We start from the raw sequence: 24254 nt of genomic DNA on the forward strand, positions 1-24254 counted from the left end.
AAACAGAAAATTATTACCAATGATTGCAACAATAGAAACTAATTCTAAAAAATATAAAATAGATCTTTCTAAGCCATTAGATATTTCTATACCACTTCGCGCTTCCGACAATAACGTTAATGCTTGGTATCAAAATCCGCCTGAAATAAAGCCTGTAACCGATGGCGATTGGATTGCTAGCGTTGCCGAAGGTGCCGATGTTAATTTTAACGATATTCATTTTAATCCGCATGCACATGGGACTCATACGGAATGTGTTGGGCATATAACAGAGAAATTTCATTCGGTAAACAAAAACCTTAAGCAGTTTTTCTTTTTAGCTGAGGTTATAACGGTTGCTCCAGAAAATAAGGGTGATGACTTTGTTATTTCTAAAAAACAAATTCAGTATGCGTTAGGGAATAAAAAACGTCCTGCCGTTATACTCAGAACCATTCCTAATACTAATGATAAACTAAACCATCAGTACTCTAATACAAACCCGCCTTATTTATTAGAAGAAGCTGCTATTTATTTAAGAGAAAAGGGCGTGAAACATTTGCTAATAGACTTACCTAGTGTTGATAAAGAAAAAGATAATGGAGAATTATTAGCACACCATGCCTTTTGGAATACTGCAGGTCGTAAACGATTGGGAGCTACGATAACTGAATTGATTTTTGTGCCTAACACGGTTGTTGACGGGACGTATTTTCTAAATCTTCAAATAGCACCAATAGAAAACGATGCCACACCTAGTAAGCCCGTTTTATATGAAATTGCGTAAATTGCACTCCTAAATAAATAAGCCTATGGATATTTTTTTCGGATTAGTAATGGGAATTTTAATGGCGCTTATAGCTGTTTACTATTTTAAACATCAACAAGCTAAACAGCAAACAAAAACCCAATCCGTTATTTTATTAGATAAGATAAAAATGGTTTGTAAATTCATATCTGTTGAGGGTGATTTTGCAGAAATTTATCATTACGAAAATGTTAAAGAACGTTTTTTAAGTCTCGTTAGCGGTAAGAAAAAAGCACTTGTAATCATTAATGCTAAAGCGCATGTTGGTTTTGATTTTTCCAAAGTAAAACTCGAAGCAAACACGGAAAGTAAAACTATTGTTTTAAAGCATTTTCCGAAACCTGAAATATTAAGTATTGAAACCAATTTAAATTACTACGATAAAAAAGACGGTATGTTTAATAGGTTTCAAGCATCCGATTTAACGGGGCTTCAGGCAGAAGCAAAGGAACATATAATAGCTAAAGTGCCAGAAAGTGGTTTGTATAAACTTGCTCAACGAGAAGCTGTTGAAGCTATATCGCTTATTGAAAATTTAGTGCTTACTATTGGATGGAAAATAGATTATTCCGCGATAGAATTACCTGAAGCTGTCGAGCCGAAAGCATTAGATTAATTAACTATGAATATTGAAGAACTTCGAAATTATTGTTTATCTAAAAAAGGTGCTACGGAACATTTTCCATTCGATGAAGATGTTTTAGTTTTTAAGGTAGGTAATAAAATGTTTTTACTAACATCCTTAAAAAATTGGGAACAAGAAAAAGCAACTATCAATGTAAAATGTGATCCTGATTATGCACTAGAACTTCGTGCTACTTATAAAAGTGTTATTCCAGGCTTTCATATGAACAAAAAGCACTGGAATACCGTTAGCTTGTTTAATGGCGATTTAAGTGTGCAACAAATAACACAAATGATTGATGAATCTTATGAGTTAATTGTTAAGTCGTTAACTAAGAAAGTACGCAATTCACTTGGCTAAAAAAAAACACTATATTTGCCGCCTATAAAATTCAAGAATTAATCTTCAATACTAAGTACTATGAGCGTATTACAAATGATACAAGAACGCAGTAATAACACCTGCGAATTATGTGGTTCAACTAATGATTTAAAGCAATATACTATTCCGCCTTCGTTAAATGAAAATGTAGCTAATGATGTTTTGGCTTGTAAAACATGTCTTGATCAAATTGAAGAGAAAGTAGAAATGGATCCTAACCACTGGCGTTGTCTTAATGACAGTATGTGGAGTGAGCATGTAGCCGTTCAAATCATGGCTTGGCGTATGTTACAGCGTTTGCGTAACGAAGGATGGCCAAAAGATTTATTGGATATGATGTATTTAGACGATGAAGCTTTAGCTTTAGCAAGAGCGACTGGAGAACATGAAGATGAGGCTAACAAAATTATTCACCGCGATGTGAATGGTGTTGTTTTAGAAAATGGCGATTCGGTTGTATTAATTAAGGACTTAAAAGTAAAAGGTTCTAGCATGGTAGCTAAGCAAGGTACTGCTGTTAGAAACATTCGTGTAGATCATGAAAACGCCGAATTTATTGAAGGTAAAGTTGGCGCACAACAAATAGTTATTATTACTAAATACGTTAAAAAAACGTCTTAAACCTATTCGTTTAAGTTACTTGTTTTTCGATATGCTTTTGGTGACTTGCCTTTTAGTGATTTAAACTGACGATTAAAATTCGATATATTGTTAAAACCTGACTGATAGGCTATTTCTGAAATAGCACTATCAGTTTGCGTTTGCATTAATCTGCAAGCATTTTCTATGCGTAATTCATTTAAAAACTGAAAATAGGTTTTATTTGTACGCTTTTTAAAGTACTTGCAAAAGGCATTTTTCGTCATATTTGATACTTCAGCAACGGCTTCTAAGGTAATATTACTCGTAAAATGATTCATTGTAAACGTTAAAACGTGTCGCATACGTTTACCTTCATTATCAGAGTATTTTTTGTCGTAAATAAATGAGGATAAGCTCTCGTAATTAGCTTTCGATGTGGTTTTTAAAATTTGTAGAAGTATTATAAATCGTTCTAATTTACTGGCAAGTTCTAACGCAATAAATAGTTTTTTTAAGGGCTTAATTTGAGATGTTACTTTAAATCCGTGTTTTGAACGTTTAAAAAATAATTGAAGCTCTTGCAATTCTTCCAGCTCAAAAAAGTCGTCACCAAAGGATTCCTTAGTAAAGAATAAGGAAAGCATATGCGATTTTTCAGAAGCTTTAGTATCGCTCTTAAAAACATGCGGCATATGGCTGTCTAAAACCAAAATGTCATTTTTTTTGTAAAAATTTACCGTGTCACCAACAATTAGAGTGCCTTCACCTTCTAATATTATACTTAGTTGTATTTCTTCATGCTGATGTAGTTTGCCATAAAAAGCAGTTTTAAAATCGGCTTGATAAACAAAGGCATCGTGTTCTGGTTTTGGTATTTTAAAAGGGAGTACTTTCATTAATTTATAATTAAGCCATTTAAAATTGTGCTATAAAAATAAATAAATATTACGCATAAATAGACTTTAAGTTCTTATAATGGATAATTTAGTATTGGATTTTGATAATTTGTAATAAAAGTGATAAGATGGTCTTTGCTATTTTCGTTATGCAGATAATTTAATTTGTAAATTATCATGTTTTAATACTAATACAAATGATAGAAACACAATTAACCTGGGCAGAGTTCGCTAAAGTTGATATGCGCATAGGAACAATTATCTCGGCTGAAATATTTAAAGAAGTTAGAAATTCAGCTTATAAGCTGCATGTTGATTTCGGACCTTTAGGCGTACGAAAAACATCAGCGCAAATTACTAATTTATATGATGTGGATAATCTTATAGGGAAACAGGTTATTGCTGTTGTAAATTTTCCGCCAAAACAAATTGCAAACATAATGAGTGAGTGTTTGATTCTAGGTGGTCTTGGTACGGGTAAAGATGTGGTGTTAATACAACCTGAACAGAAAATGGAAAATGGATCCAAAATCAGTTAAGTTATACTTAAAATTCAGAATAAGAAGAATTTAAAGGAATAGCCTAGGGAATATTGTCGCTTTTTACTTACGGTAATTTACAATAAACAGAAAAGCAAGGTATTATATCTAATACAATGTGATTATGTATAATTTGGTTTTATATTTACATGAATCTCCATCTAATTAATAGCACATAATTTATTGTTTAACAAATAAAAACCATGTGTTTATGAGCTTGATTATCTCCTATTATAATAATTTCTTTAGCATTAAAGGATCCTTAGATAAACATTCTATTTCCCAATTTAAAAGTCAATTTGTAAATGTTTTTGATAACCGTCAATCCATTACAATCAGTATTGAAGATTTAGACAATATTGATAAGTATGGTGTTAGGGCTTTAGCAGAATTGCATAATGAATCCTTGCAAAAAAAGAAACAATTATCAATTATTGGCTTTGGATGTAAAGATTTGTATGATCATTTTAATACCAATGATGCCGCTTGAACTAGCTAGACATATCAGCAATTATTTTCCATTCTCCTTGAATTTTTTTTATAATAATTAAAAACTCTCCTTGAGCATCACCAATGGTCCGTTTCAGATGATACTGTCCCATGACGTAATAGGAATTGTTTTCAATTGGTGAGATCGATTTAAGTGTGAATTGTAATTTTCCTGTTTGCACTTTGCTTGGGTAACCTTTCTTGTAATTATCTAAGGTTTTTTGCCAGCCTTTAGTAATTCCACTACGGCCATAAAATTTTAAAGAATCGCTTTTCCAGTATCCTTGCATAAAGCCTTCTAAATTAAAATCATTCCAAGCGTTTTGTTGAGTTTCAAGAAGTAATGTAATGGCTTCTCGGTCTTCCTCAAACTGTTTATTAGATTTGGTTTGAGCCGATAAGGTTGTTGACATAAATAGGCTTAAAATAATATATAGTACTTTCATGATTAGCTGATTAAGATGCATTAAAATTACAATAAAATTTTATAGCGCTTCTTTCTGATGCTGAAAAAACGCATCGGCCTGAAGTCGCATCAGTTCCTTGGCTTTATTGCGCTTATAGGTGTAGGTGTCGTTTTCCTCATAAATATCCGAATATATTTTTTTATTTAAAATACGAGAGGCATTTGTAATGTTTTGGCGTTCGTTTATTTTTACAATTTCCCATGTGCTAACTGTAGTTTCAGCATCTTCTAATTTGTAATCGTATGGCCCTTTTGATGCCAATAGTTTTGTAAGAATAGGAGCTGTTTCAATAACTAAGAATAAGAGAAATATAAAAAAGGAGGGAAGCCATGGAAGTTCTTGTAATGCGTTAATACGAGCCATTAATCCATCGCTATTATTAATAATGGGTTGTGTATTTTTAATTTTACTTTCTTGCTTATTCTGCAGATCTATAATTTGATTATTAAGGTTGTCTATTTTTGTTTTGTTTACTGCTTTGAGTGTTTTTAAATCTGCCAATTCAGCATCGTGTTTGTCACGCTTCTCTTGATAGACCGGACCTTTTCCTAGTAGCTTTGTACCGGTTACCCCTTCAGCTTCTTCAATGTAAATTTTGTATAGTGCATTTACATCAGCCTCTTTTACTGAAATGTTGTTTTCCAATGTTTGTATCTGTTCTTTTAAGTCATTTATTTCGGGGGTAAACTGTTTGGATATCTCTTGTTGGTTTTCGAGAGTCATCTTGTTTTTTTTATCTAGAAGGACTTGATTAATTTCCTTTTCAAATATTTTAAGTTCTAGAGGTTTAGAAATAACAATAGCAATAATGACTGCTAAAATTAATCGGGGTGTGGCTTGAAGACATGTTGTTATCTTACGGTCTCTCTTTTTTATTGTAGAAACTATAAATCTGTCAAGATTAAAAATTAATAAGCCCCAAACTAAGCCAAATGCAATGGCTATACTATAATTGTCGAATACAGTATAAAGCGCATAACTTGAAGCAATAAATGCCATTAATGCTGTGAAAAATATGGTAGCTCCAATGCCGGCAAATTTATTTTGTTCACCGTTTGAGCAGGTTTCTAGAATGTTCCGATCTGAGCCAGAACAAATAATGAAAAATTGTTTTAACATGATTGATTGTTTTTTTGATTGATTGACTATTAGAACGTTGAATGGAGTGATTTGTTACAGTTTTACCGGTGTATTTTAAAAAGAATAACCTCACTATCCCAATATTTAGGAACGGTGAGGTTATTGTGAAATTAGATTTTTCTGAGTTTACTTAACGGATGTAAACATGACAGTTCCTGTATTATTAACAATTTTAGAGGTAATATTTAAATTAGGTTCTTGTTTTGCTGTTTTTAGCATGTTGGTATAACTAATAGGTTTGTTATTGTAGAAATACGTGATTTCTGTGTTTTCCAAACTTATCATAAAATCATACGCCGATTTTGATACTATTGGTGGCATAGGTGGTTCTGGTGGGGTTTTGAATTTATGTGTATTGGCTTCTCCATTGTTTTTAAATGTACTTACTATTTGATTGTTGTCATACACATTGGATATGGTTTGTCCAGGTATAACATCGCTTCCTTTTGTTGGGTTTTGTGAGAGTTTTGTACCGTTTTTATCAACTTCATAACCCCAGCGGTTATAATATTTTGTTTGATTACCCTGAGAGACATAAAAATGTTTTTCATTATTGATAATCATAAATCCTGTCTTGGTATTTTTGTCTTGGTCTAGTTTATTTAAGTTTTCAGGTTTAGGTGGTGCAGGCGGAGGCGGAGGTAAGTTCTCTATTATTTCTATTTGAATAGGTGTTTTAATGGTATTTTCACCTGCTTTTAGATCGAAAATAGTAACATAGTCACCTATTTGGGCTTTTCTTAAATTCGTAATAGCTTCTGCATTTAAAGTCTTCCCGATTATATTTGTACTTCGTTTTCCAGGGAACTTAATTTTAAAAGCAGTTATGGTTTTATTAGAATTGGTTTCTAATTTTAATTGTTCTATTTGTTTTTTGTTGAAGCTAAATTCGCAAGTTTCACAAATAGTACCATTTACTTTTAGTTTTAATTTAGTTTGTTTTTTTAGTGCTATAACATTTATTAACACCTCAGGTTCTTTTGGTTGATGAATTTCTCTTTTAGTACTGAAACTGTATATTAATACAGCTAATATGGGAAGGATGATTAGTCCTTTAACCCATTTAACGGTGGTTGTTGTGTTTGATTTCATAATTGTAAATCGTTTTTTGATTAATGAATAATTAATAGCATTTGCTAATTGATTAGTCTTCTTGTAATCTTCGTCTTTGGAAGTAGAACATGCTAATAAAATTTGTTGATATGTTTTTGTGTCGGTGCCCGTGTTAAGTACCGCTTGGTCTGCTAAAAACTCGTGATTAAGCTTGATGTCTCTTTTGATTAAATAAAATAATGGATTAAACCAGAGAAAGACTTGAAGGGTTTCGATAAATAATATGTCTAAAGTGTGTTTTTGTTTGGCATGTGTTTCTTCGTGTAGGAGTACTTCCTTTGGAATATTACCCTTTTCATATTTTGTTTTATTTAAAAAAATATATTCTAAAAATGTGTGTGGATACACCAAATCCGTTATCAAAACATATATGAGTTTCCCTTTTTTGTTCTTAGGGTTTTTACGGATTCGTTTTATAAGCGTAATGATGTTTATAATAAAACGTGAGGCAAATACAAGTAAACCTAACCAATATAAAGTATAGACTAATGTTGGTAGATAATTACTAATTGTTATTGAATGCTCTAAATCTGTAATTGGTAAAACAGGTTCTATTCTGCTGGCGTTCTTAGAAGTTATAACGTGGTCTACTTTTACAAAAGTGGTAAATGTTATAAAAGGGATTATTAGGGAGACAATAAGTGCACTAATTAAGTAAAAACGCTTAAAGTGATGTATGGCTTCCTTTTCTATAACAAACTTATAGAATAACATCAGTACAGCTAAACAGGCGCTAGATTTTAGAATGTAGATATCCATAATGTTTGTTTTAAAAAAATAGTAAATTATTTTTCGGATTCGTCAGGTTTGCTTTTAATCTCCAAATCAATTAATTTTTTCAATTCTTCTAATTCTGTTTTTGATAAATTGGTTTCTTTGGTAAAAAATGATGCAAACTGTGAGGCACTGTCGTTAAAGAAGTTCTTTATTAGTCCATTTACATGTTTTGAGAAATAAGCTTTCTTTTTAACAAGCGGGTAATATTCTCTAGATTTTCCTAAGGTGTTATAAGCAATATACCCTTTGTCTGTCATGCGTTTTAAAAGTGTAGCTATTGTCGTTGGAGCAGGTTTGGGATTAGAATATGCATCTCGTAAATCTTTCATGTATGCACGTTCTAATCTCCAAAGGTGATTCATTAATTCTTCTTCTGATTTTGATAACTGCATTTTAATGGTGTTTAGGATGGTATTCTACAAACATAGAATAAATTATTGTATTCTACAAATGTAGAGTTGTTTTTTATAAAAAAAGTATCAAGAATTAAAACCTAGTTAAAATTCTTGATACCTGTATTTATTAAAGATTACGTTAAGCCATAGTGCTTAACGGATGTTACGAATTATTTTATTTAGAAAGCTCTGTAAAATACTTATAGAATAATGGAATAGTTTCAATACCCTTTAAGTAATTCCAAACACCGTAGTGTTCGTTAGGAGAGTGAATGGCATCGCTATCTAAGCCAAAGCCCATTAGTATTGTTTTGCTTTGTAGTTCTTGTTCAAATAAAGAAACAATAGGAATACTGCCCCCCGAACGTTGTGGTATAGGTTTTTTACCAAATGATTCCTCGTAGGCTTTACTAGCTGCTTGGTAGCCTAGACTATCAATAGGAGTAACGTAACCTTGTCCGCCATGATGAGGTTTAACATCAACTGTAACACCTGCTGGCGCAATGCTTTCAAAATGTTTTTTAAACAGTTCTGTAATTTCTTCCCATTCTTGATGAGGAACCAATCGCATTGAAATTTTTGCAAAAGCTTTACTCGCTATAACCGTTTTGGCTCCTTCTCCAATATAGCCACCCCAAATACCATTAACATCTAATGTTGGTCTAATAGAGTTACGTTCGTTAGTAGAGTACCCGACTTCACCATAAACAGCATTTATATCTAAAGATTTTTTATAAGCATCTAAAGAAAAAGGTGCTTTTGCCATTTCAGAGCGTTCTTCTTGAGAAAGTTCTTCTACTTTATCATAAAAACCAGGAATGGTAATATGGTTATTTTCATCATGCAATGAGGCAATCATTTTAGTTAAAACATTAATAGGATTTGCTACGGCACCGCCATATAACCCTGAGTGTAAATCACGATTAGGTCCTGTAACTTCTACTTCTACATAACTTAAGCCGCGTAATCCTGTAGTAATACTAGGCACATCTTTAGCAATCATGCCTGTATCGGAAATTAGAATTACATCATTTTTTAATTTTTCATGATTGTTTTTCACAAAGGTTGAAAGGTTAACTGATCCAACTTCTTCTTCTCCTTCAATCATGAACTTAACGTTACATGGCAACTGATTTGTAGAAGTCATAAACTCCATTGCTTTCACATGCATGTACATCTGGCCTTTATCATCACATGCACCGCGAGCAAAAATAGCACCTTCTGGATGTAATTCTGTTTCTTTAATTACGGGTTCAAATGGAGGTGAAGTCCATAATTCAATTGGGTCGGCTGGTTGTACATCATAATGACCATAAACTAAAATGGTTGGTAGGTTTTTATCAATGATCTTTTCACCATACACAATTGGGTAGCCATCCGTTTCACAAATTTCAACGTGATCGCAACCTGCTTTTTCTAAACTAAATTTTACAGCATCAGCAGTTCTTAGTACATCATTCTTAAAAGCTGGATCTGCACTAACCGATGGGATTTTTAGTAATTCTATTAATTCATTTAGAAATCGTTGCTTGTTTTCGGTTACGTAACCTTGTATATTATTCATGGTAATATGTTTATTTAGACCCCTAGAATGAGGGGATTTGTATTGTGTTTCTCCAAAAGTACAAAACAGTGACAACTTTTTTATAAAAGATAGGTTTGTTTATTAAAACTATTGTTTATATTTGCATCCCGATTACGGATTTTATGTAATCATTTTAAGCGGGCGTGGTGGAATTGGTAGACACGCTAGACTTAGGATCTAGTGCCGCAAGGTGTGGGAGTTCGAGTCTCCCCGCCCGCACAACTACTCGAGAAGCTTCAGTTTTTACTGGAGCTTTTTTTATGTCCTTTATTGTTTGATAAGTTTACTTGTAAATACACTGTTAGTAGACGTTTTTCCCCTAATTATATAAATACCGGATGGTAATTTTGAAAGGCTAAACATATGTTTCTCCTTGTATTCTCCTAAAAAGCTTTTTACTAGTACTCCTGTTAAATTATATATTTTTATTTCGGACACGGCTAAATTGAATGCAAATTTTCCAGTAGTTGGGGATGGGTAAACAGTTAAACTGTTATGGGAATCTTCTAAGTTGTTTAATGAAAGCGTAGGGTTTAATGTGCCTAATAAGTTTATTATAAGCGTACTGTTATTGTTGTAAGTTACTGTTAGAGTGCCATAACTTGTATCTGTATTGGTTGGTGTGAAAATTGGTGTGACGGTTAAATTTGAGTTTGCATTTATAAGCAAATTTGTATAGTTGTTGCCTAAGCTGTAATTCATGCCTGAAATATCAATACGATCAATGTATGTGCCAGTAGTTCCATCTGTATTTAAAAGTGTAACAGGAAGGGGGATTGTTTCGGAGTTTTCATCATATTCAAATTCTATTTGGTTAGTACTAGCACTAAAAACGCTACTAACATGAGCTGTTCCAGATGGTGTTCCCGACCCGTAGTATTCCATGTTTCTAATAGGTACACCTCCGGAAGAACCTGCTAAAACATATATGGCATTACCTGAATTTATAGGTTGAAAGCCGTGTCGGGGATAGTTTAAGTCACTCCTAGTTGTCCAAGTATTGGTTTCAGGGTTAAAAGATTCTACTGAAGCTACTTGGCCATTATTGGGCCTGTTATATGTTGTTTCGCCTCCCAAGGTGAAAATTTCATTATCAAACAATGTAACTCCCAAACCAGCCCTAGGTGTTGGTAAGTTGAGGTTACTTGATAAAGTAGACCAAGTATGCGTTTCAAAATTATAAATATCAACTTCTGGAACTTGAGGTTCAAATAAACCACCTGGCCCCCCTGTAAGTCGTCCACCAATGGCAAAAAGTTTGTCTTGATATACACAGGCCTGAAAATGATCACGCGCATGTGGTGCATTGTCTAAAGCGGTCCAAATACCGGTGTTAGGATTGTAACTGTCAAAATAGGAAACATAACCACCACTATGTCCATTGATATTGCCACCTACTAAATAAAATTGATTGTTATAGATTACTAGGCCTGCTGAACCTCGTTTTCGAGAATCTGGAATTTCCATGCCCTGTATCCATTGGTCTAAGGCAGGGTTATACATATAAATGTAATCGGCATTTTGTTCTGGATTAGGGACATTTGTTTTAAATGCTCCAATAACCCAAATTAAACCTTGGTAACTTTGAGCCTGAAAATGATTGAACTCAAAAGGAGCACTAGCACCTCTAGTCCAACTATTCGTTGTATAATCATAAATGTCCACCGTTTGTGAATCTTCTCGTCCACCAAAAAGTAAGAACTTGTTACCTGCCTGTACAAAACCACATTCATGACGAGCTGAATAATTTTCACTTTCATCTATTTCTACCCAATTTTGAGCATGTATGGCGGTTTGAATTGTAGGTAATATGAACGATAAAAAAAGAAAGAATATTGGAGGTTTGACAGATCGTTTCATAGTGCGTAATTAATGAGCTTGTCTTCAAGGTATTGATTTTTAAGGCTATACGCGATTTATATGATTCTATTTCGTTGTAAGTACTTTTTTTATCGATAATTAAAGCTATTTAAGTATGCCTGTTTTTTGTAAAGTGGTAAAAATCAAAAAGGTCCGACATTAGTCGGACCTTAAATGATTGAAAATAGCTATTATCAATAATTTACTCAGAGCTTAATAAGTTTAGTGGTTTCATTGTTGCCTGAGTTATCTGTAACTTTAATAATATATAAGCCTTCGTTTAAGTCTGAAATATCAAAGCTGTCTGAACTAGAAAAACGTCCTTTAAAAGACTTGATACGTTTTCCTGTTAGATCATAAATCTCTATTTGAGATATTGATGCGTTAATTTTAAATGAATCTTTTGCTGGATTTGGAAAAATACGAAATGTCTCCTGTTGATTAAATTCATTTGTACTTAGTGTTGTTGCATTTCCGTACATTCTAAATTCACCAGCAGGTATTGTTATTGGTGCTGTTATACTAGTAACATTTATGAATGTATTACCAGTTTCATCCATTAAATCGAACCAAGTTCCAGTATACGGAAAATCGGGTGTTACAGATTGTTCAGTAACATCGAAGTTTGCTAAAATAACAACATTTTTTAATTGGTTGCTAGGTAATTCATCATCCCATATATGGATAGCCGGTGTTAGTGTACCAGAGGTTATGCTGTAGTCGCCTTCAAATACAGGTTGATTAATTTTTAGACTATTTATTCTAGCCCAATCATTATATACTTGACTTCTGTTTACATCGGATAACCAGTTGTTTGCCCATTGCGGTTGCGGTTTGGTATCTAATTTACAGTCGCCATCGGTACCTCCAGGTTCATTAACAGTACCATTATTACAAGTGAAAATAGAATTTTCCATACCTAGTTCTCCGAAATGCCAAATCATTTTAGGACCAGGGATTGTTAAACTAACCGCTCCTAAAGCCGACATTCTAGATATAGCTGTATTTAAATCTGTAATATCATATTCGGCGTTGCCGTTACCGTATTGTAAGTTCTTATACATTAAGCGTTCCTCATCATGACTTTCTGAATACCCTACAAGTCTAGGAGCTGTAAATCCGCGAGCTTCATGTCCCATTCTGTCAATATTAGAATTTGATGCATAACCCATGGTTAATTGATTATAAGGGTCTGTCATTTTTCCCCATAGCATGATACCTTTGTTTTCATCAATTCTGTAGTTTGCCCATTCTTGCTCTTCGGTATCTTGACCTAAATGTTCGAAAATAACATAATGTGTCTCGTCTAAACTCCAGCTATAATCAGCATAATCTTTTAAAATGTCTACACGATCTTGTTGATAGGCGTTAGTACAGCTTTCATCACTTTCGGTGCAATTTTGCGTAAAGCCTTTCGTTAAATCCCAACGGAAACCATCAATATTAAATGTTTCTACCCAATGTTTTACAACGCGTTTTACATAGGTTTTTGTACGATTACTAGCATGATTAAAATCGCTACCAACATTATAACTATGTCTTGGAGTTTGATTGAAGTAAGGGTTTTCACTACTTGGTTCTCCCCAACCATCACCGTCTGGATCATTCATCCATAAACGTACCATTGGGTTACGTCCAAAAGCATGATTTAATGCGACATCTAAAATAACAGCAATACCATTTTGATGGCATAAATCAATAAATTCTTTTAGTTTTTCTTCAGTACCATAATATTTATCCAGAGCCATATGGAATGAAGTATTATAACCCCAACTTTCATTGCCTTCATATTCCATTACGGGCATTAATTGAATTGCATTAACATTAAGGTTTTTGAAGTAATCAATTTTATCAATTAAGTCTTGAAAGTTTCTATCGCCATCAAAATCACGAATAAGTACTTCGTAAATTACTAAGTCTTCTTTTTTTGGTTTTTCAAAATCGCTTACTTGCCAATTATAGGCTGTTTGTCCTGTTTTTAATACGGTAACTTCACGTTCTTGCCCTTCTGGGAAAGCAGGCAGGTTAGGGTAGGTAGTTGAAGAAATTCCAGAATCGTCAAATGGTGATAAGACTAATGTTGAATAAGGATCAGCTGTTTTTACCAATTGCGGTGAATTTGAGATAGGTGTCTCATCAACAGCCCAATATTGATAGGTGTAGTCTGTTCCAGAAACAAGGTTTTCTAATTCTAACCAAAATTTATTGGTAATTGGATCTTGCTTCATAGCGTATGAGGCAGTGGGTTGCCAATTATTAAAGCTACCAGCTATATATACATAATCTTTATTAGGAGCATCTAAAACTAAAGTCGCTTTAGTATCGTCTGTTGTGTTGTAATTAATACCGTCTAATAGGTTTTCAGGCATAGCCTCAGTAATGGTTACGGGATTAACTATTACAGAAAATGTTTTTGTTACTAGATCTGAACCTTGGGAAACTTCTAAACTATAAACAGTGTTTTCAGTAATATTTAGATGATTATAAGTGTAACTGTTTGTACTAGCGTTACTGTTTATGTTATTGCCATTCGCTAATAGCGTATAGCTAGCATTTCCATTAGTATTACTGGCTGAAATATTCAAATTACTTCCTGAGTCTAGTATTGTGGTACTATTTTCTTCAGGTGTATTTAATGTTACTTGAAAGGAACCAACAGGTATGGTTAAGTCGGTTGTTTGTTGATTGCCAGCAGCATTACGTAATACAATATTAATACCGGTTATAGTCCCAGTTCCTGTGTAGTTATAAAACGCTTTAATAGACGGGGAAAGCGTTAAACTATATATGTTTCCAGATACTAATGTTAATTCTGGTTGGTTTGAATTATCACCCCAATCTGCAATTACATTTTGCCACGCATTTGAGTCATTTATGGTAACGCCTGTATGTGCATAAATAGGACCATTATAACTTGCTAAACCCGTGCCTGTTTTGTCAAATAACAAAGTAGCCGAATCATTTTCTCCAGGGGTAACACCACCTTGCCATGATAATTGGGCCATAGCAGATAATGAGCTACAGACTATAAGAAGAATAAGTATTATTTTTTTCATAATTAACTGCTTTTGAATAAAAATAAAAAGGGCTATTGCAAATACAATAGCCCTTTTTATATGTGATTATTATTGTACTAAATTCAGTTCGTAATTACCACTTACTAAATCTAATTTTACGCGGTATAGACCTGCTGTAACAGCAATGTTTTCACCACCAACATCTAAAGTTCCATCGGCACCAGTATCACCATAATCAGTAGCCCAATCATTGTTAGCACGGAATTTAATTTCACCATCAACTAGAGCAACAATATCGCCAACAAGAATATCTGGTTGAACTTCCGTTAGTGAGAAGTCTGCTGTAGCACCCCAGTCGTTATAACCAGAACCTACAATTCCAAAAATATCATCTTCAACAATCGTATAAGTGTTGGTGTTAAAGTCTATTGTTACTAAATAGTGTCCTTCAGTTACAACAATGTTTTCACCTCCAGCATCTAAAGTTCCGTCTGCTCCAGTGTCACCAAAATCAGTAGTCCATTCGTTATTTTGACGGAATTTAATTTCTCCATCTATTAAGTGAACCCCTGTTTTAAATGTATCTGTTGTATAATCGTAGTAGAATTTAGCATCTGGTGTAGCACCCCAATCATTATACCCTGATCCTACAATACCCCAAGAATATGCTTCCATAGAATATGTGTTATCGTTAAGGTTTAATGTAATTTTATAAGTCCCATCTGTAACAGCAATATTACTTCCTCCTGCTTCAAGAGAACCATCGGCATCATTATCACCAAAGTCGTTTACCCACTCATTATTTTCACGGAATTTAATTTCTCCAGTTACAAGTGTTGCATATGCTACAAATACATTTGCTTCGCTAGTTGTGTAGAATGGTGCATCTGCAAAACCACCCCAGTTATTATAACCTGAACCAACAATTCCCCACGTAGACATTTCTATACCTGATCCGCCTGAGGCTGCTTCAGGTAATACAACTGTAATAGGTTGAATGTTTGAGAATGATTCAGTAGTTGAAATATTATCACCAACGTAAGCACGAACTCTAAAGTTTAAAACACCTGTGTCTGGAGCTTCTAATCCAGCAGTTTCAGCAAGATTTTTTAATGTTCCAATAGATAGTGTTAAGAATGTTTCAGAAGTAACTTCACTAACATCTTGAGCGTCTGTAAAATCACCTAATATAGAGTTTTGTACAACATATGATACATTGGTTGGTGTATCAAAACTTACAGGGTTCCAATTGAAAGTAACACCAATGTTATCGTTAACGTCTGATTCTGGAGATAATACATATTGTTCTAAAAATGTATTAGTGAAAACGAATTCACCGTTAGACTGAGCTACAAATTCTAGATCGTCATCTGATTGACAAGCCTGAAAACCTAGGCTCAAAAGAAAAATGGCAGCTATAATTTTTATTGTTTTCATAATAATTAATTTTTATTTTTTAGTATCCTGGGTTTTGTTGAAGATTTGGGTTGGCACCAATTGCCTGTTCTGGAATAGGGAATAATTTGTAGGTTGCCGGTATAGAAACACCATTTAATGAGTTTCCTTTCCATGGCCAAACATAATTACCACCGGTAAATTTGCCAAATCTAATAAGATCTGTTCTTCGGTGACCTTCTAAGTTTAATTCGCGAGCACGTTCATCTAAGATGAAATCCAAATCCAATTCGCTTAACGTTATTGTTGGCGCGTTAACACGCTCTCGGACATCGTTTACTAAGTTTAATGCTTTGTTTAAATCAGTTGCAGAAGCACCACGTAAGGCACACTCGGCATACATTAAATTTGCATCAGCTAAACGGTATAATGGGAAATCTGTACTTGAGAATGACGTTGTAACATTGGTAGGATTAAAATATGACGAATTTCTGAACTTAACAGAAGGATAACCATCTGTCCATTCTTTATAATCTGTCATTTCATAATTATGACCATCTGTCCAAAATAATTCTGCACGTGTATCAGGAGTTGTATCTAAATCGCCAAATAAACCATACCATGCTTTAGTGGCACGGTGACCTTGCCAGCCTTCAGCTGCACCAAAATCAGATAATACCATGGTATCTGAACTTAGATTTCCATTTATTATATATGTAGTGTTACCATAACTTTGACTGGAAACAGCATCAGCAATTAAAGGGAAAATAATTTCTGGCGATGTATCATTGTCTGATGAGAAATTTTCTAAGAAATTATCAGCTAGTGTGTAACCACCTTCGTCAATAACTTGATTTAAAAATGGTACAGCATCATCATATCTGCTAACACCAATATAAACTTCAGCGTTCATATATAATTTAGCTAATAACATAGCTGCTACATATTTGTTAGCACGTCCATAGCCATTATCAGAAGCCATTGTAGGTTGTATTTCTAATAATTCAGACTCAACAAATTCGAAAAGTGTTCTTCTTGAAGCTTCAGGAAGCGGTTCGGTTTGTGCTAAATTATCTTCGGTAGCTAAAACACCTTTACCAAAAGCATCAATTAAGTAGAAGTATGCTAATGAGCGTAAAAATCGTGCTTCAGATAATGCTTCTGATGCATCTGGAATATCAGTTGATGTATTTAATATAGATATTAAGTTGTTACACTGTGGAATGGTGTAATAAGCACGGTTATATAAATATCTAAAAAATTTATTGTTCGAATCCCAATTAGATGTTGTAGTTAATTGATCTAATCCATCATCTCCCCATCGGTTTTTCATGCCATCGGCAGTAAAATCTTGAAGATTGATAATACCTCTTAAAAAAGGCGATTCACCAGCATCATCACTAATATCTGAACTTCCAGGTCCGCTAGGTCCTGATAAAGCAAAGGAAGCGTAAAGTCTAGAAACAATCCCTTCAATAGCATTTGGATCATTTTCTAAAATTTCTTCTAGAGATAATTCTACTTTTGGTTCAGTATCTAAGTCATTGGTACACGACACGGTTGTTAGTGCGCAAACTCCAATGAATATTATAAGTATTTTTTTCATAGTTTTTTTATTAAAAATCAAAGTTAACACCTATTGTAAACGTTGTTGGTCTTGGGTAAAAATCACGTTCTATACCTCCGTTGTTTTCTGGGTCAAGACCCGAGTAATCTGTAATAATGAATGGGTTTGAAACAGCTCCGTAAAAACGAACACTACCATTTTTTACCATTTCATCAAAAGTATATCCTAATACAATGTTGTTACAACGTAAAAATGTAGCATCTTCTAAAAAGTAATCTGAGTATTGAATTTCTCCATTTACAGTTTCAAAAGCTGGATTAGCAGCGCCATTATAGAAATTTAAAGCGTTTGTAATACTGGTATTGTTTCCAGGTACTACTGCGTCCGTAAAGCCATAATTTAACTTGTTGTAATTGTATAAGTTTCCGCCAACTTGACCTATAAAACCTGATGATAAATCCCATTTTTTATAGCTAACATTTAATCCGAAACCATACGTCCAATTTGGCGCTATTTGTGCATAGTAACGGTCGTTGTCATTAATAATATTATCGCCATTTAAATCAACAAATGCGCCAGGTATTGGGTTGCCATTTGTGTCATATACTTGTTTGTAAACAAAAGCACTCTGTGCTTGTTGCCCGGCAACGTCACTTAATAAATAAGTACCTGTGTCACGTAAACTACCAGAACGATTAATATTAGCTTGACCTCCAATATCAGTAATCTCATTATAAACATATCCTACGTTTCCGTTTAAAGATACGTTCCAATCTTCTGTTTGTACTGCATTCATGTTTAAGTTTAACTCAAAACCTTTACCTTCAATTTCTCCTACGTTTTTAATAAAAGTATCCGAGAAACCTTGTCCTGGTGGAACAGAAACTGTTGCTAATAAATCGGTTGTAAATTTTTGATAAATATCAAAAGAACCAGAAATGAAGTTGTTTCTGAAGAAACTAAAATCAACACCTAAATTATAGGTTGTTGTTTTTTCCCATGTTAAGTAAGGGTTGTAAGGAAGGGCTGAGTATAAACCAGCTCCTGGTAAGTATTGACTACTATCGCTACCTGCAGTGAAAAGAGGTGTGTTTGGGTAATAACCTACAGCTCCTGAAATATCTTGCTGTCCAGTTCTACCCCAACCAATACGTAGCTTTAGGTCGTTTACAAAGTTGGCATTAGCCATAAAGTCTTCATTGGTTATTTTCCATGCAAATGCCGCTGCTGGAAAGAATCCCCATGCGTCAGATTCCCAAGGGTCATCATCAACAAATAACGAAGAGGCATCTGCTCTTAATGATACTGTAAATAAATAACGGTTTAAAATGTCTACATTAGCACGCCCAAAAAATGACTGTAAGTTCATCTCGTTATAGTAACGGTTGTTAGGGTTGCTTTCGTTGTATATTATAGTTCTTAATCCTGTTTCTTCATCATAACGGTATTGTTCTGAATTACCATCATTTTTAAAGTTTTGGTAAGAGTAACCTAATTGGGTATCAAATTTACTTACAAACTTGTCTGTGTAAGATTTTTGATACTGTAGAAAGGCATCCATTGTGGTGTTTGTTAGCGTTTGATTTTCGCGGTAATTTACACCTGGATTGAAAACATAGTTGGTATTGATATCTGTATTATTACTATCAAAGCCATAAGTTGCTGCTGCATTGTCATAGAAAGTTTCTGTTTTATCAGAAACTGAAGCATCTAAACCTAAGTTAACAACAGCGCGTAAACCAGGAAGGAAATCAAAATTATAATCTAACTCTAAATTCCCTAAGAAACGTGTCGTACGTTCAGGACGGTCACGCTGCTCTAATAATGCTAACGGATTATATTGTCCGTCTAAAATTAAATTATTTCCATCTGGATTTGTATTGAAATAATACCCTCCAAAACGATTGTCGCTTGCTGTGTTGTAAACAGGTTTTGTAGGATCAAATACTAAAGAACCTCCTAAAGCACCACCAGTATCAGCAGCATTTTTATCGGCATACGTTGCTTTTGCATTTGCTGTAACTTTTAATTTATCGTTAAAAAATTTCGGCGATAAGTTTAAAGTTGCAGTTACACGTTCGTAGTCGTCAGTTTTTACAACACCTTCGGCATTTGTATAACCAATAGATGCTCTAAAGGGTAAAGCATCAAAAAGATAAGCACGAGCACTGAAGTTTGTGTTAGATGTGTAAGCTGTTCTTAAAACAGCATCACGCCAATCCGTATCATAAATAGCACGTTGTCCGCTTGCTGTATTAATAATTTGAGAAATTGGCTCATCTGTTTGTACAGAACCAATTGGCACCCCTAGTTTTTCAACTAAAGTTGGGTGGTATTCTTGAATGAAACGCACATAATCTTCACTGTTAAACATATCTAAGCCATCTTTTGCTTGGTTAACAGATATATCTGAAGAAAAACTAAATTGTGGTGCGCCAGACGTTCCTTTTTTCGTTGTAATAATAATAACACCGTTAGAAGCTCGCGATCCGTAGATAGCCGTAGCAGAAGCGTCCTTTAATACAGAAAAACTTTCTACATCGTTCGGGTTAATTAAAGATAATGGGTTGCTAACTCCGGCAGGATTAACGTTAGATAGTGGAACACCATCTACTACAATTAAAGGGTCGTTATTACCACTTAATGAAGATCCACCTCGAATTCTAATGTTTAAAGCAGCATCTGGTTGACCGCCTGAACTTGTAATACGAACACCACCAACTTTACCGCTTAAAAGCTGATCTGTTGATACGATATTTCCTTTATTAAAGTCTTTGTCGGTTACTAATGACACCGATCCTGTCGCGTCACTTTTTTTTACGCTACCATAACCTATTAATACAATTTCTTCTAATTGTGCAGCGTCTTCTAATAATACGACATTTATAGTGCTAGTATCACTATAAGGTATTTCTTGGGATTCATACCCAACGTAGGAAAACACTAATATATCACCTTTATTAACTTGTAATTGGTAGTTACCATCAAAATCGGTTGCCGTACCATTGGTACTACCTTTAATGATGACATTCACGCCCGGCAAAGGGAATGAAGATCCTTCTTCAGTTACTGTTCCTGAAACTTGATTTTGCCCAAGCAAGAAACTTGGTATCAAAATCATGAAAAACAGTATGCTATTAAAAGTTGTTTTCATAAATTTCTTTTGAATTAGTCATAAATTTATTGGTTATATTTTCACTTCTCGATGTTAAATCTATGTAAAATTTCAGTAAAAAAATGAGCTAACCTTGTAATATTCATAACGAAAACGTTTTCGTGTTAACAACTTTTTAACAGATTCGGATAATATAGAATTAAAACCGTGAAAATTGATAAAAGAAGAGATATTGTAATATATTTAGACAGTAATTATTTTTAGAATTTATAAGAAATGAAACGCAAAGTTACTTTAAAACAAATAGCAAAGGAATTAGATGTGTCCATCTCAACAGTTTCCAAAGCTTTGAGGAATAGTAAGGAGATTAGCGAAGATACTTGTGCTAAGGTTCAGGCTTTTGCTAAGTTGTACAACTATAGGCCAAACAATATAGCTTTAAGTTTAAAAAACAGGAAAACTAAAACGATTGGAATTATTATTCCTGAAATTGTACATCATTTCTTTTCTAAGGTTATACGTGGTATAGAATTGGTAGCTAATAAGCAAGGTTATAACGTTATTGTTGGGCTTTCAAACGAATCGTTTTCTAAAGAAGTTATCAATATGGAAATGCTTGCAAATGGTAGTATTGATGGGTTTATTCTTTCTATTTCAAAAGAAACATTACTACAGCAAGATTATCATCATTTTAATGAAACTATAAATCAAGGAATGCCTATTGTCATGTTTGATAGGGTGGTAAATGAGGTGTCTTGTGATAAGGTTATTGTGGATGACTTAGAAGGGTCTAAAAAAGCAGTAAAAAAGCTGATAGATAATGGCTGTAAAAATATTGCGTTAATAACCACTAAAGACTACGTTAGTGTTGGAAGATTGCGTACCCAGGGTTATTTAAATGCTTTGGAAGAGCAGGAGTTAGAGCCGCAATCTAGTCTTATTTTAAAGATTGTAGAAGAATTGGACTCAGAAGATCATTTGGAAGATTTAGAAGCTGAAATAGAGACATTATTCCGAGAAAACACAACTATTGATGGCGTATTTACTGTAAACGAATTATATGCGTTGTCTGCTATGAAAGTAGCTCGAAAATTAGGAAAAAACATCCCTGAAGATATCCAAATTATTGGTTTCACCGATGGTGTTTTGTCTAAGCATGCTACACCAAGCTTAACAACTGTTAGTCAGCATGCGCAACAAATGGGAGAAAAAGCTGCAGCATTGTTAATTGATAGATTAGAGACTGAAGATCATGAAGAAACCTATCAAACGGTGGTGATTGAAACCGAAATTATTAATAGAAATTCTACCAAATAAAATTTAACACGTACTTAACTAAAACTTTTATATATTTACACCCGAAATCAAAACTTATATTTTCACTTCTCGAATAGGTTTTGATGAGTAATACAGCTTGTCAAAATAGTATAAATTTAAAAATACTATTATGAAAAAGCGCGCTTTAGGGTTTTGGGAAATTTGGAACATGAGTTTCGGTTTCTTAGGAATCCAATTTGGCTTCGCATTACAAGGAGGCTTCATGTCTCGAATATTTCAAACATTAGGTGCCGAAAAAGATGCTATTCCATTATTGTGGATTGCAGCGCCATTAACTGGGCTTTTAGTGCAACCTATAATTGGTTATCTGAGTGATAGAACATGGAGTGCTAAATGGGGGCGTAGACGCCCGTATTTTTTAATTGGGGCTATCTTAAGTTCTTTTGCTTTGTTTTTTGTGCCGCACTCTCCCGCACTGTGGGTTGCTGCTGGTTTGTTATGGGTTTTAGATGCGTCAATAAACGTATCAATGGAACCCTTTAGGGCTTTAGTAGCCGATAAACTTCCAAACTCACAACGTTCGTATGGCTTTGTTGTACAAACCTTAATTATTGGTATTGGTACTTGGATAGCAAGTAATTTACCTTGGGCTGTTTCTCAGTTGGGTGTAAGTGATGCTGCGCCACAAGGTGTTGTTCCAATGTCTGTAAAAGTAGCTTTTGGTATTGGTGCGGCTGTTTTTCTGTTAAGCATTTTATATACTGTTTTTACTACTACAGAGTATCCGCCAGAGGATATGGAGGCTTTCGAAAAAGAAAAAGCTAAAAAAAATCAATTCATTCCAGATATCTTAAACAATATTGGAAACATGCCGCTAACCATGAAAAAGTTAGGGCTTATTCAGTTTTTTAGTTGGTTTGCATTTTTTACCATGTGGAGTTTAGCAAATCCAGCGTTAACTGAGCATGTTTTTCATACACCCGCACCAATTGAATCGGCTTACGATATGACTGTTGCTGCTCAAGCGCAGGCTTTTGATGTTGCTAATACGGCATTTCAAAAATCATCAAATTTAGTAGGTTCAGCAATGGGTGTTTATGGATTATCCTCTATGGCATTCGCATTAATTTTGGCGTTTTATACTTCCAAAAAACGTATTAATAGAAAATATGTTCATATGGGAGCGCTTATTATTGGAGGATTAGGATTTTTGTACATGTATTTTGCAACCCCCGAAACTTTAAAGTACAGTTTTATTCTTATTGGTATTGCTTGGGGGAGTATCCTATCAATGCCATATGCCATGTTATCTAGTTCGGTAGACCCATCTAAAATGGGAGTTATTATGGGGATTTTTAACATGTTTATAGTAATACCACAAATTATAGCAGCTCTAGGAGGTATTAATATGGTGTCTAATCTATTAGGTGAAGAAACAATTAATGCCATGACGGTTGCCGGAATAAGTTTAATAATAGCAGGCTTATGTAACCTCTTAATTGTAAATAAAGATGCTATTTCATATCAAAAAGAAACAGAGTAAATGACAAAAAAAGGATTCATATTCGATTTGGATGGTGTTATAGTTGATACAGCAAAATACCATTATTTGGCATGGAAAAAATTGGCTGAAAGTATTCAGGTAAATTTTACAGAAGCTGAAAATGAACAATTAAAAGGCGTTAGTCGCATAAAATCTTTAGAGAAAATATTAGAATGGGGAAACAAAACACTTTCCGAAGCAGATTTTATGAAACTAATGGTCCTTAAAAACAATGATTATTTAGGGTACATAAATGATATGGATACCTCTGAAATTTTACCAGATGTACCACGTGTTTTAGATTATTTAATTGCCGAAAACCAAGGTGTAGCTTTAGGTTCTGCTAGTAAGAATGCAAGGACTATTTTAAAGAAAGTTAAACTGTTTGAGCATTTTGAAGCAATTGTAGATGGTAATGATGTTGTGAAAGGGAAACCAAACCCTGAAGTGTTTCTTTCCGCCGCTAGCGCTTTAGATATTCAACCTGAAAACTGTATCGTTTTTGAAGATTCTGTAGCAGGTATTCAAGCAGCAAATGCAGCTAGTATGATAAGTATCGGAATTGGTGAAGCATCCGTTTTACACGAAGCCGATTTTGTGTTTACTGATTTTACACACATTAAATCCGAATTTTTAAACGAGTTAATAAAAAAATAGAAAACGTTTGCAGCTATATTCTTTAGCAGCAATCAACATATTAAGT

The 24254-nt window shown here is 34.0% G+C and carries 20 protein-coding genes and 1 tRNA gene; 10 read left to right on the top strand and 11 right to left on the bottom strand.

Annotation, left to right across the window (positions count from 1 at the left end):
- Positions 1–19: 19 nt before the first annotated feature.
- Genes ACW5R3_RS03455 through ACW5R3_RS03470 form a run of 4 tightly spaced genes read left to right on the top strand, consistent with a single transcriptional unit; the run spans position 20 to position 2414 of the window.
- Positions 20–766 carry a cyclase family protein gene (locus ACW5R3_RS03455; protein ID WP_456578234.1) on the top strand — a complete coding sequence of 249 codons (747 nt, stop codon included), beginning with the start codon at positions 20–22 and terminating at the stop codon, positions 764–766.
- A gap of 25 nt (positions 767–791) precedes the next feature.
- Positions 792–1403, top strand: coding sequence for a DUF4230 domain-containing protein (locus tag ACW5R3_RS03460; protein WP_456578235.1), 612 nt, complete (start codon positions 792–794; stop codon positions 1401–1403).
- Positions 1404–1409: 6 nt separating this feature from the next.
- Positions 1410–1772: an MmcQ/YjbR family DNA-binding protein gene (locus ACW5R3_RS03465; protein WP_456578236.1), complete on the top strand. Its 363-nt coding sequence runs from the start codon at positions 1410–1412 to the stop codon at positions 1770–1772.
- Between the two features lie 60 nt (positions 1773–1832).
- Positions 1833–2414, top strand: coding sequence for a PhnA domain-containing protein (locus tag ACW5R3_RS03470; RefSeq protein WP_456578237.1), 582 nt, complete (start codon positions 1833–1835; stop codon positions 2412–2414).
- Between the two features lie 2 nt (positions 2415–2416).
- Here the strand turns inward: ACW5R3_RS03470 and ACW5R3_RS03475 are convergent, their stop codons facing one another.
- Positions 2417–3271: an AraC family transcriptional regulator gene (locus ACW5R3_RS03475; RefSeq protein ID WP_456578238.1), complete on the bottom strand. Its 855-nt coding sequence runs from the start codon at positions 3269–3271 to the stop codon at positions 2417–2419.
- Between the two features lie 197 nt (positions 3272–3468).
- Here ACW5R3_RS03475 and ACW5R3_RS03480 point away from each other — a divergent pair, with 197 nt between their 5' ends.
- Together ACW5R3_RS03480 and ACW5R3_RS03485 are read left to right on the top strand one after the other, a co-directional pair.
- Positions 3469–3810 carry a tRNA-binding protein gene (locus ACW5R3_RS03480; protein WP_456578239.1) on the top strand — a complete coding sequence of 114 codons (342 nt, stop codon included), beginning with the start codon at positions 3469–3471 and terminating at the stop codon, positions 3808–3810.
- A 211-nt stretch (positions 3811–4021) separates the two neighbouring features.
- The gene (locus ACW5R3_RS03485) at positions 4022–4300 is read left to right on the top strand and encodes an STAS domain-containing protein (protein WP_456578240.1); all 279 of its coding nucleotides are present in this window, start codon (positions 4022–4024) and stop codon (positions 4298–4300) included.
- Position 4301: 1 nt separating this feature from the next.
- Here the strand turns inward: ACW5R3_RS03485 and ACW5R3_RS03490 are convergent, their stop codons facing one another.
- The 5 genes from ACW5R3_RS03490 to ACW5R3_RS03510 all read right to left on the bottom strand — a co-directional run bounded on the left by ACW5R3_RS03490 (position 4302) and on the right by ACW5R3_RS03510 (position 9755).
- Entirely contained in the window at positions 4302–4745 is a 444-nt protein-coding gene (locus ACW5R3_RS03490) for a YybH family protein (RefSeq protein ID WP_456578241.1), read from the bottom strand.
- A gap of 39 nt (positions 4746–4784) precedes the next feature.
- On the bottom strand, positions 4785–5885 hold the full coding sequence (locus tag ACW5R3_RS03495; protein ID WP_456578242.1) for a DUF4407 domain-containing protein: 1101 nt from the start codon (positions 5883–5885) through the stop codon (positions 4785–4787).
- Positions 5886–6032: 147 nt separating this feature from the next.
- Positions 6033–7778, bottom strand: coding sequence for a M56 family metallopeptidase (locus ACW5R3_RS03500; protein ID WP_456578243.1), 1746 nt, complete (start codon positions 7776–7778; stop codon positions 6033–6035).
- Between the two features lie 26 nt (positions 7779–7804).
- The gene (locus tag ACW5R3_RS03505) at positions 7805–8188 is read right to left on the bottom strand and encodes a BlaI/MecI/CopY family transcriptional regulator (RefSeq protein ID WP_456578244.1); all 384 of its coding nucleotides are present in this window, start codon (positions 8186–8188) and stop codon (positions 7805–7807) included.
- 178 nt (positions 8189–8366) lie between these two features.
- Positions 8367–9755 (bottom strand): dipeptidase, encoded by a 1389-nt coding sequence (locus ACW5R3_RS03510; RefSeq protein WP_456578245.1) that lies wholly within the window; start codon positions 9753–9755, stop codon positions 8367–8369.
- Between the two features lie 158 nt (positions 9756–9913).
- On the opposite strand from ACW5R3_RS03510, the gene ACW5R3_RS03515 reads away from it, so the two are divergent.
- A tRNA-Leu gene (locus tag ACW5R3_RS03515) sits at positions 9914–9995 on the top strand.
- Positions 9996–10043: 48 nt separating this feature from the next.
- On the opposite strand, the gene ACW5R3_RS03520 is transcribed toward ACW5R3_RS03515, so the two are convergent.
- The 5 genes from ACW5R3_RS03520 to ACW5R3_RS03540 form a co-directional block, all read right to left on the bottom strand.
- Complete coding sequence (locus ACW5R3_RS03520; protein WP_456578246.1) at positions 10044–11636, bottom strand: Kelch repeat-containing protein; 1593 nt, start codon at positions 11634–11636, stop codon at positions 10044–10046.
- A gap of 206 nt (positions 11637–11842) precedes the next feature.
- Positions 11843–14692 (bottom strand): alpha-amylase family glycosyl hydrolase, encoded by a 2850-nt coding sequence (locus ACW5R3_RS03525; protein ID WP_456578247.1) that lies wholly within the window; start codon positions 14690–14692, stop codon positions 11843–11845.
- A gap of 69 nt (positions 14693–14761) precedes the next feature.
- Complete coding sequence (locus tag ACW5R3_RS03530; RefSeq protein ID WP_456578248.1) at positions 14762–16090, bottom strand: SusE domain-containing protein; 1329 nt, start codon at positions 16088–16090, stop codon at positions 14762–14764.
- A 19-nt stretch (positions 16091–16109) separates the two neighbouring features.
- Positions 16110–17654, bottom strand: coding sequence for a RagB/SusD family nutrient uptake outer membrane protein (locus ACW5R3_RS03535; protein WP_456578249.1), 1545 nt, complete (start codon positions 17652–17654; stop codon positions 16110–16112).
- Between the two features lie 10 nt (positions 17655–17664).
- Positions 17665–20769, bottom strand: a complete 3105-nt coding sequence (locus ACW5R3_RS03540; protein WP_456578250.1) for a SusC/RagA family TonB-linked outer membrane protein — start codon at positions 20767–20769, stop codon at positions 17665–17667.
- Positions 20770–21006: 237 nt separating this feature from the next.
- Here ACW5R3_RS03540 and ACW5R3_RS03545 point away from each other — a divergent pair, with 237 nt between their 5' ends.
- The 3 genes from ACW5R3_RS03545 (at position 21007) to pgmB (ending at position 24208) form a co-directional block, all read left to right on the top strand.
- On the top strand, positions 21007–22047 hold the full coding sequence (locus ACW5R3_RS03545) for a LacI family DNA-binding transcriptional regulator (RefSeq protein WP_456578251.1): 1041 nt from the start codon (positions 21007–21009) through the stop codon (positions 22045–22047).
- A gap of 130 nt (positions 22048–22177) precedes the next feature.
- A complete protein-coding gene (locus tag ACW5R3_RS03550) occupies positions 22178–23551 on the top strand; it encodes an MFS transporter (protein ID WP_456578252.1) in 1374 nt (457 codons plus the stop codon).
- The gene (gene pgmB / locus ACW5R3_RS03555) at positions 23552–24208 is read left to right on the top strand and encodes a beta-phosphoglucomutase (RefSeq protein WP_456578253.1); all 657 of its coding nucleotides are present in this window, start codon (positions 23552–23554) and stop codon (positions 24206–24208) included.
- The last annotated feature ends 46 nt before the right edge of the window (positions 24209–24254 follow it).

This window comes from Algorimicrobium bowmanii, from assembly GCF_054031195.1.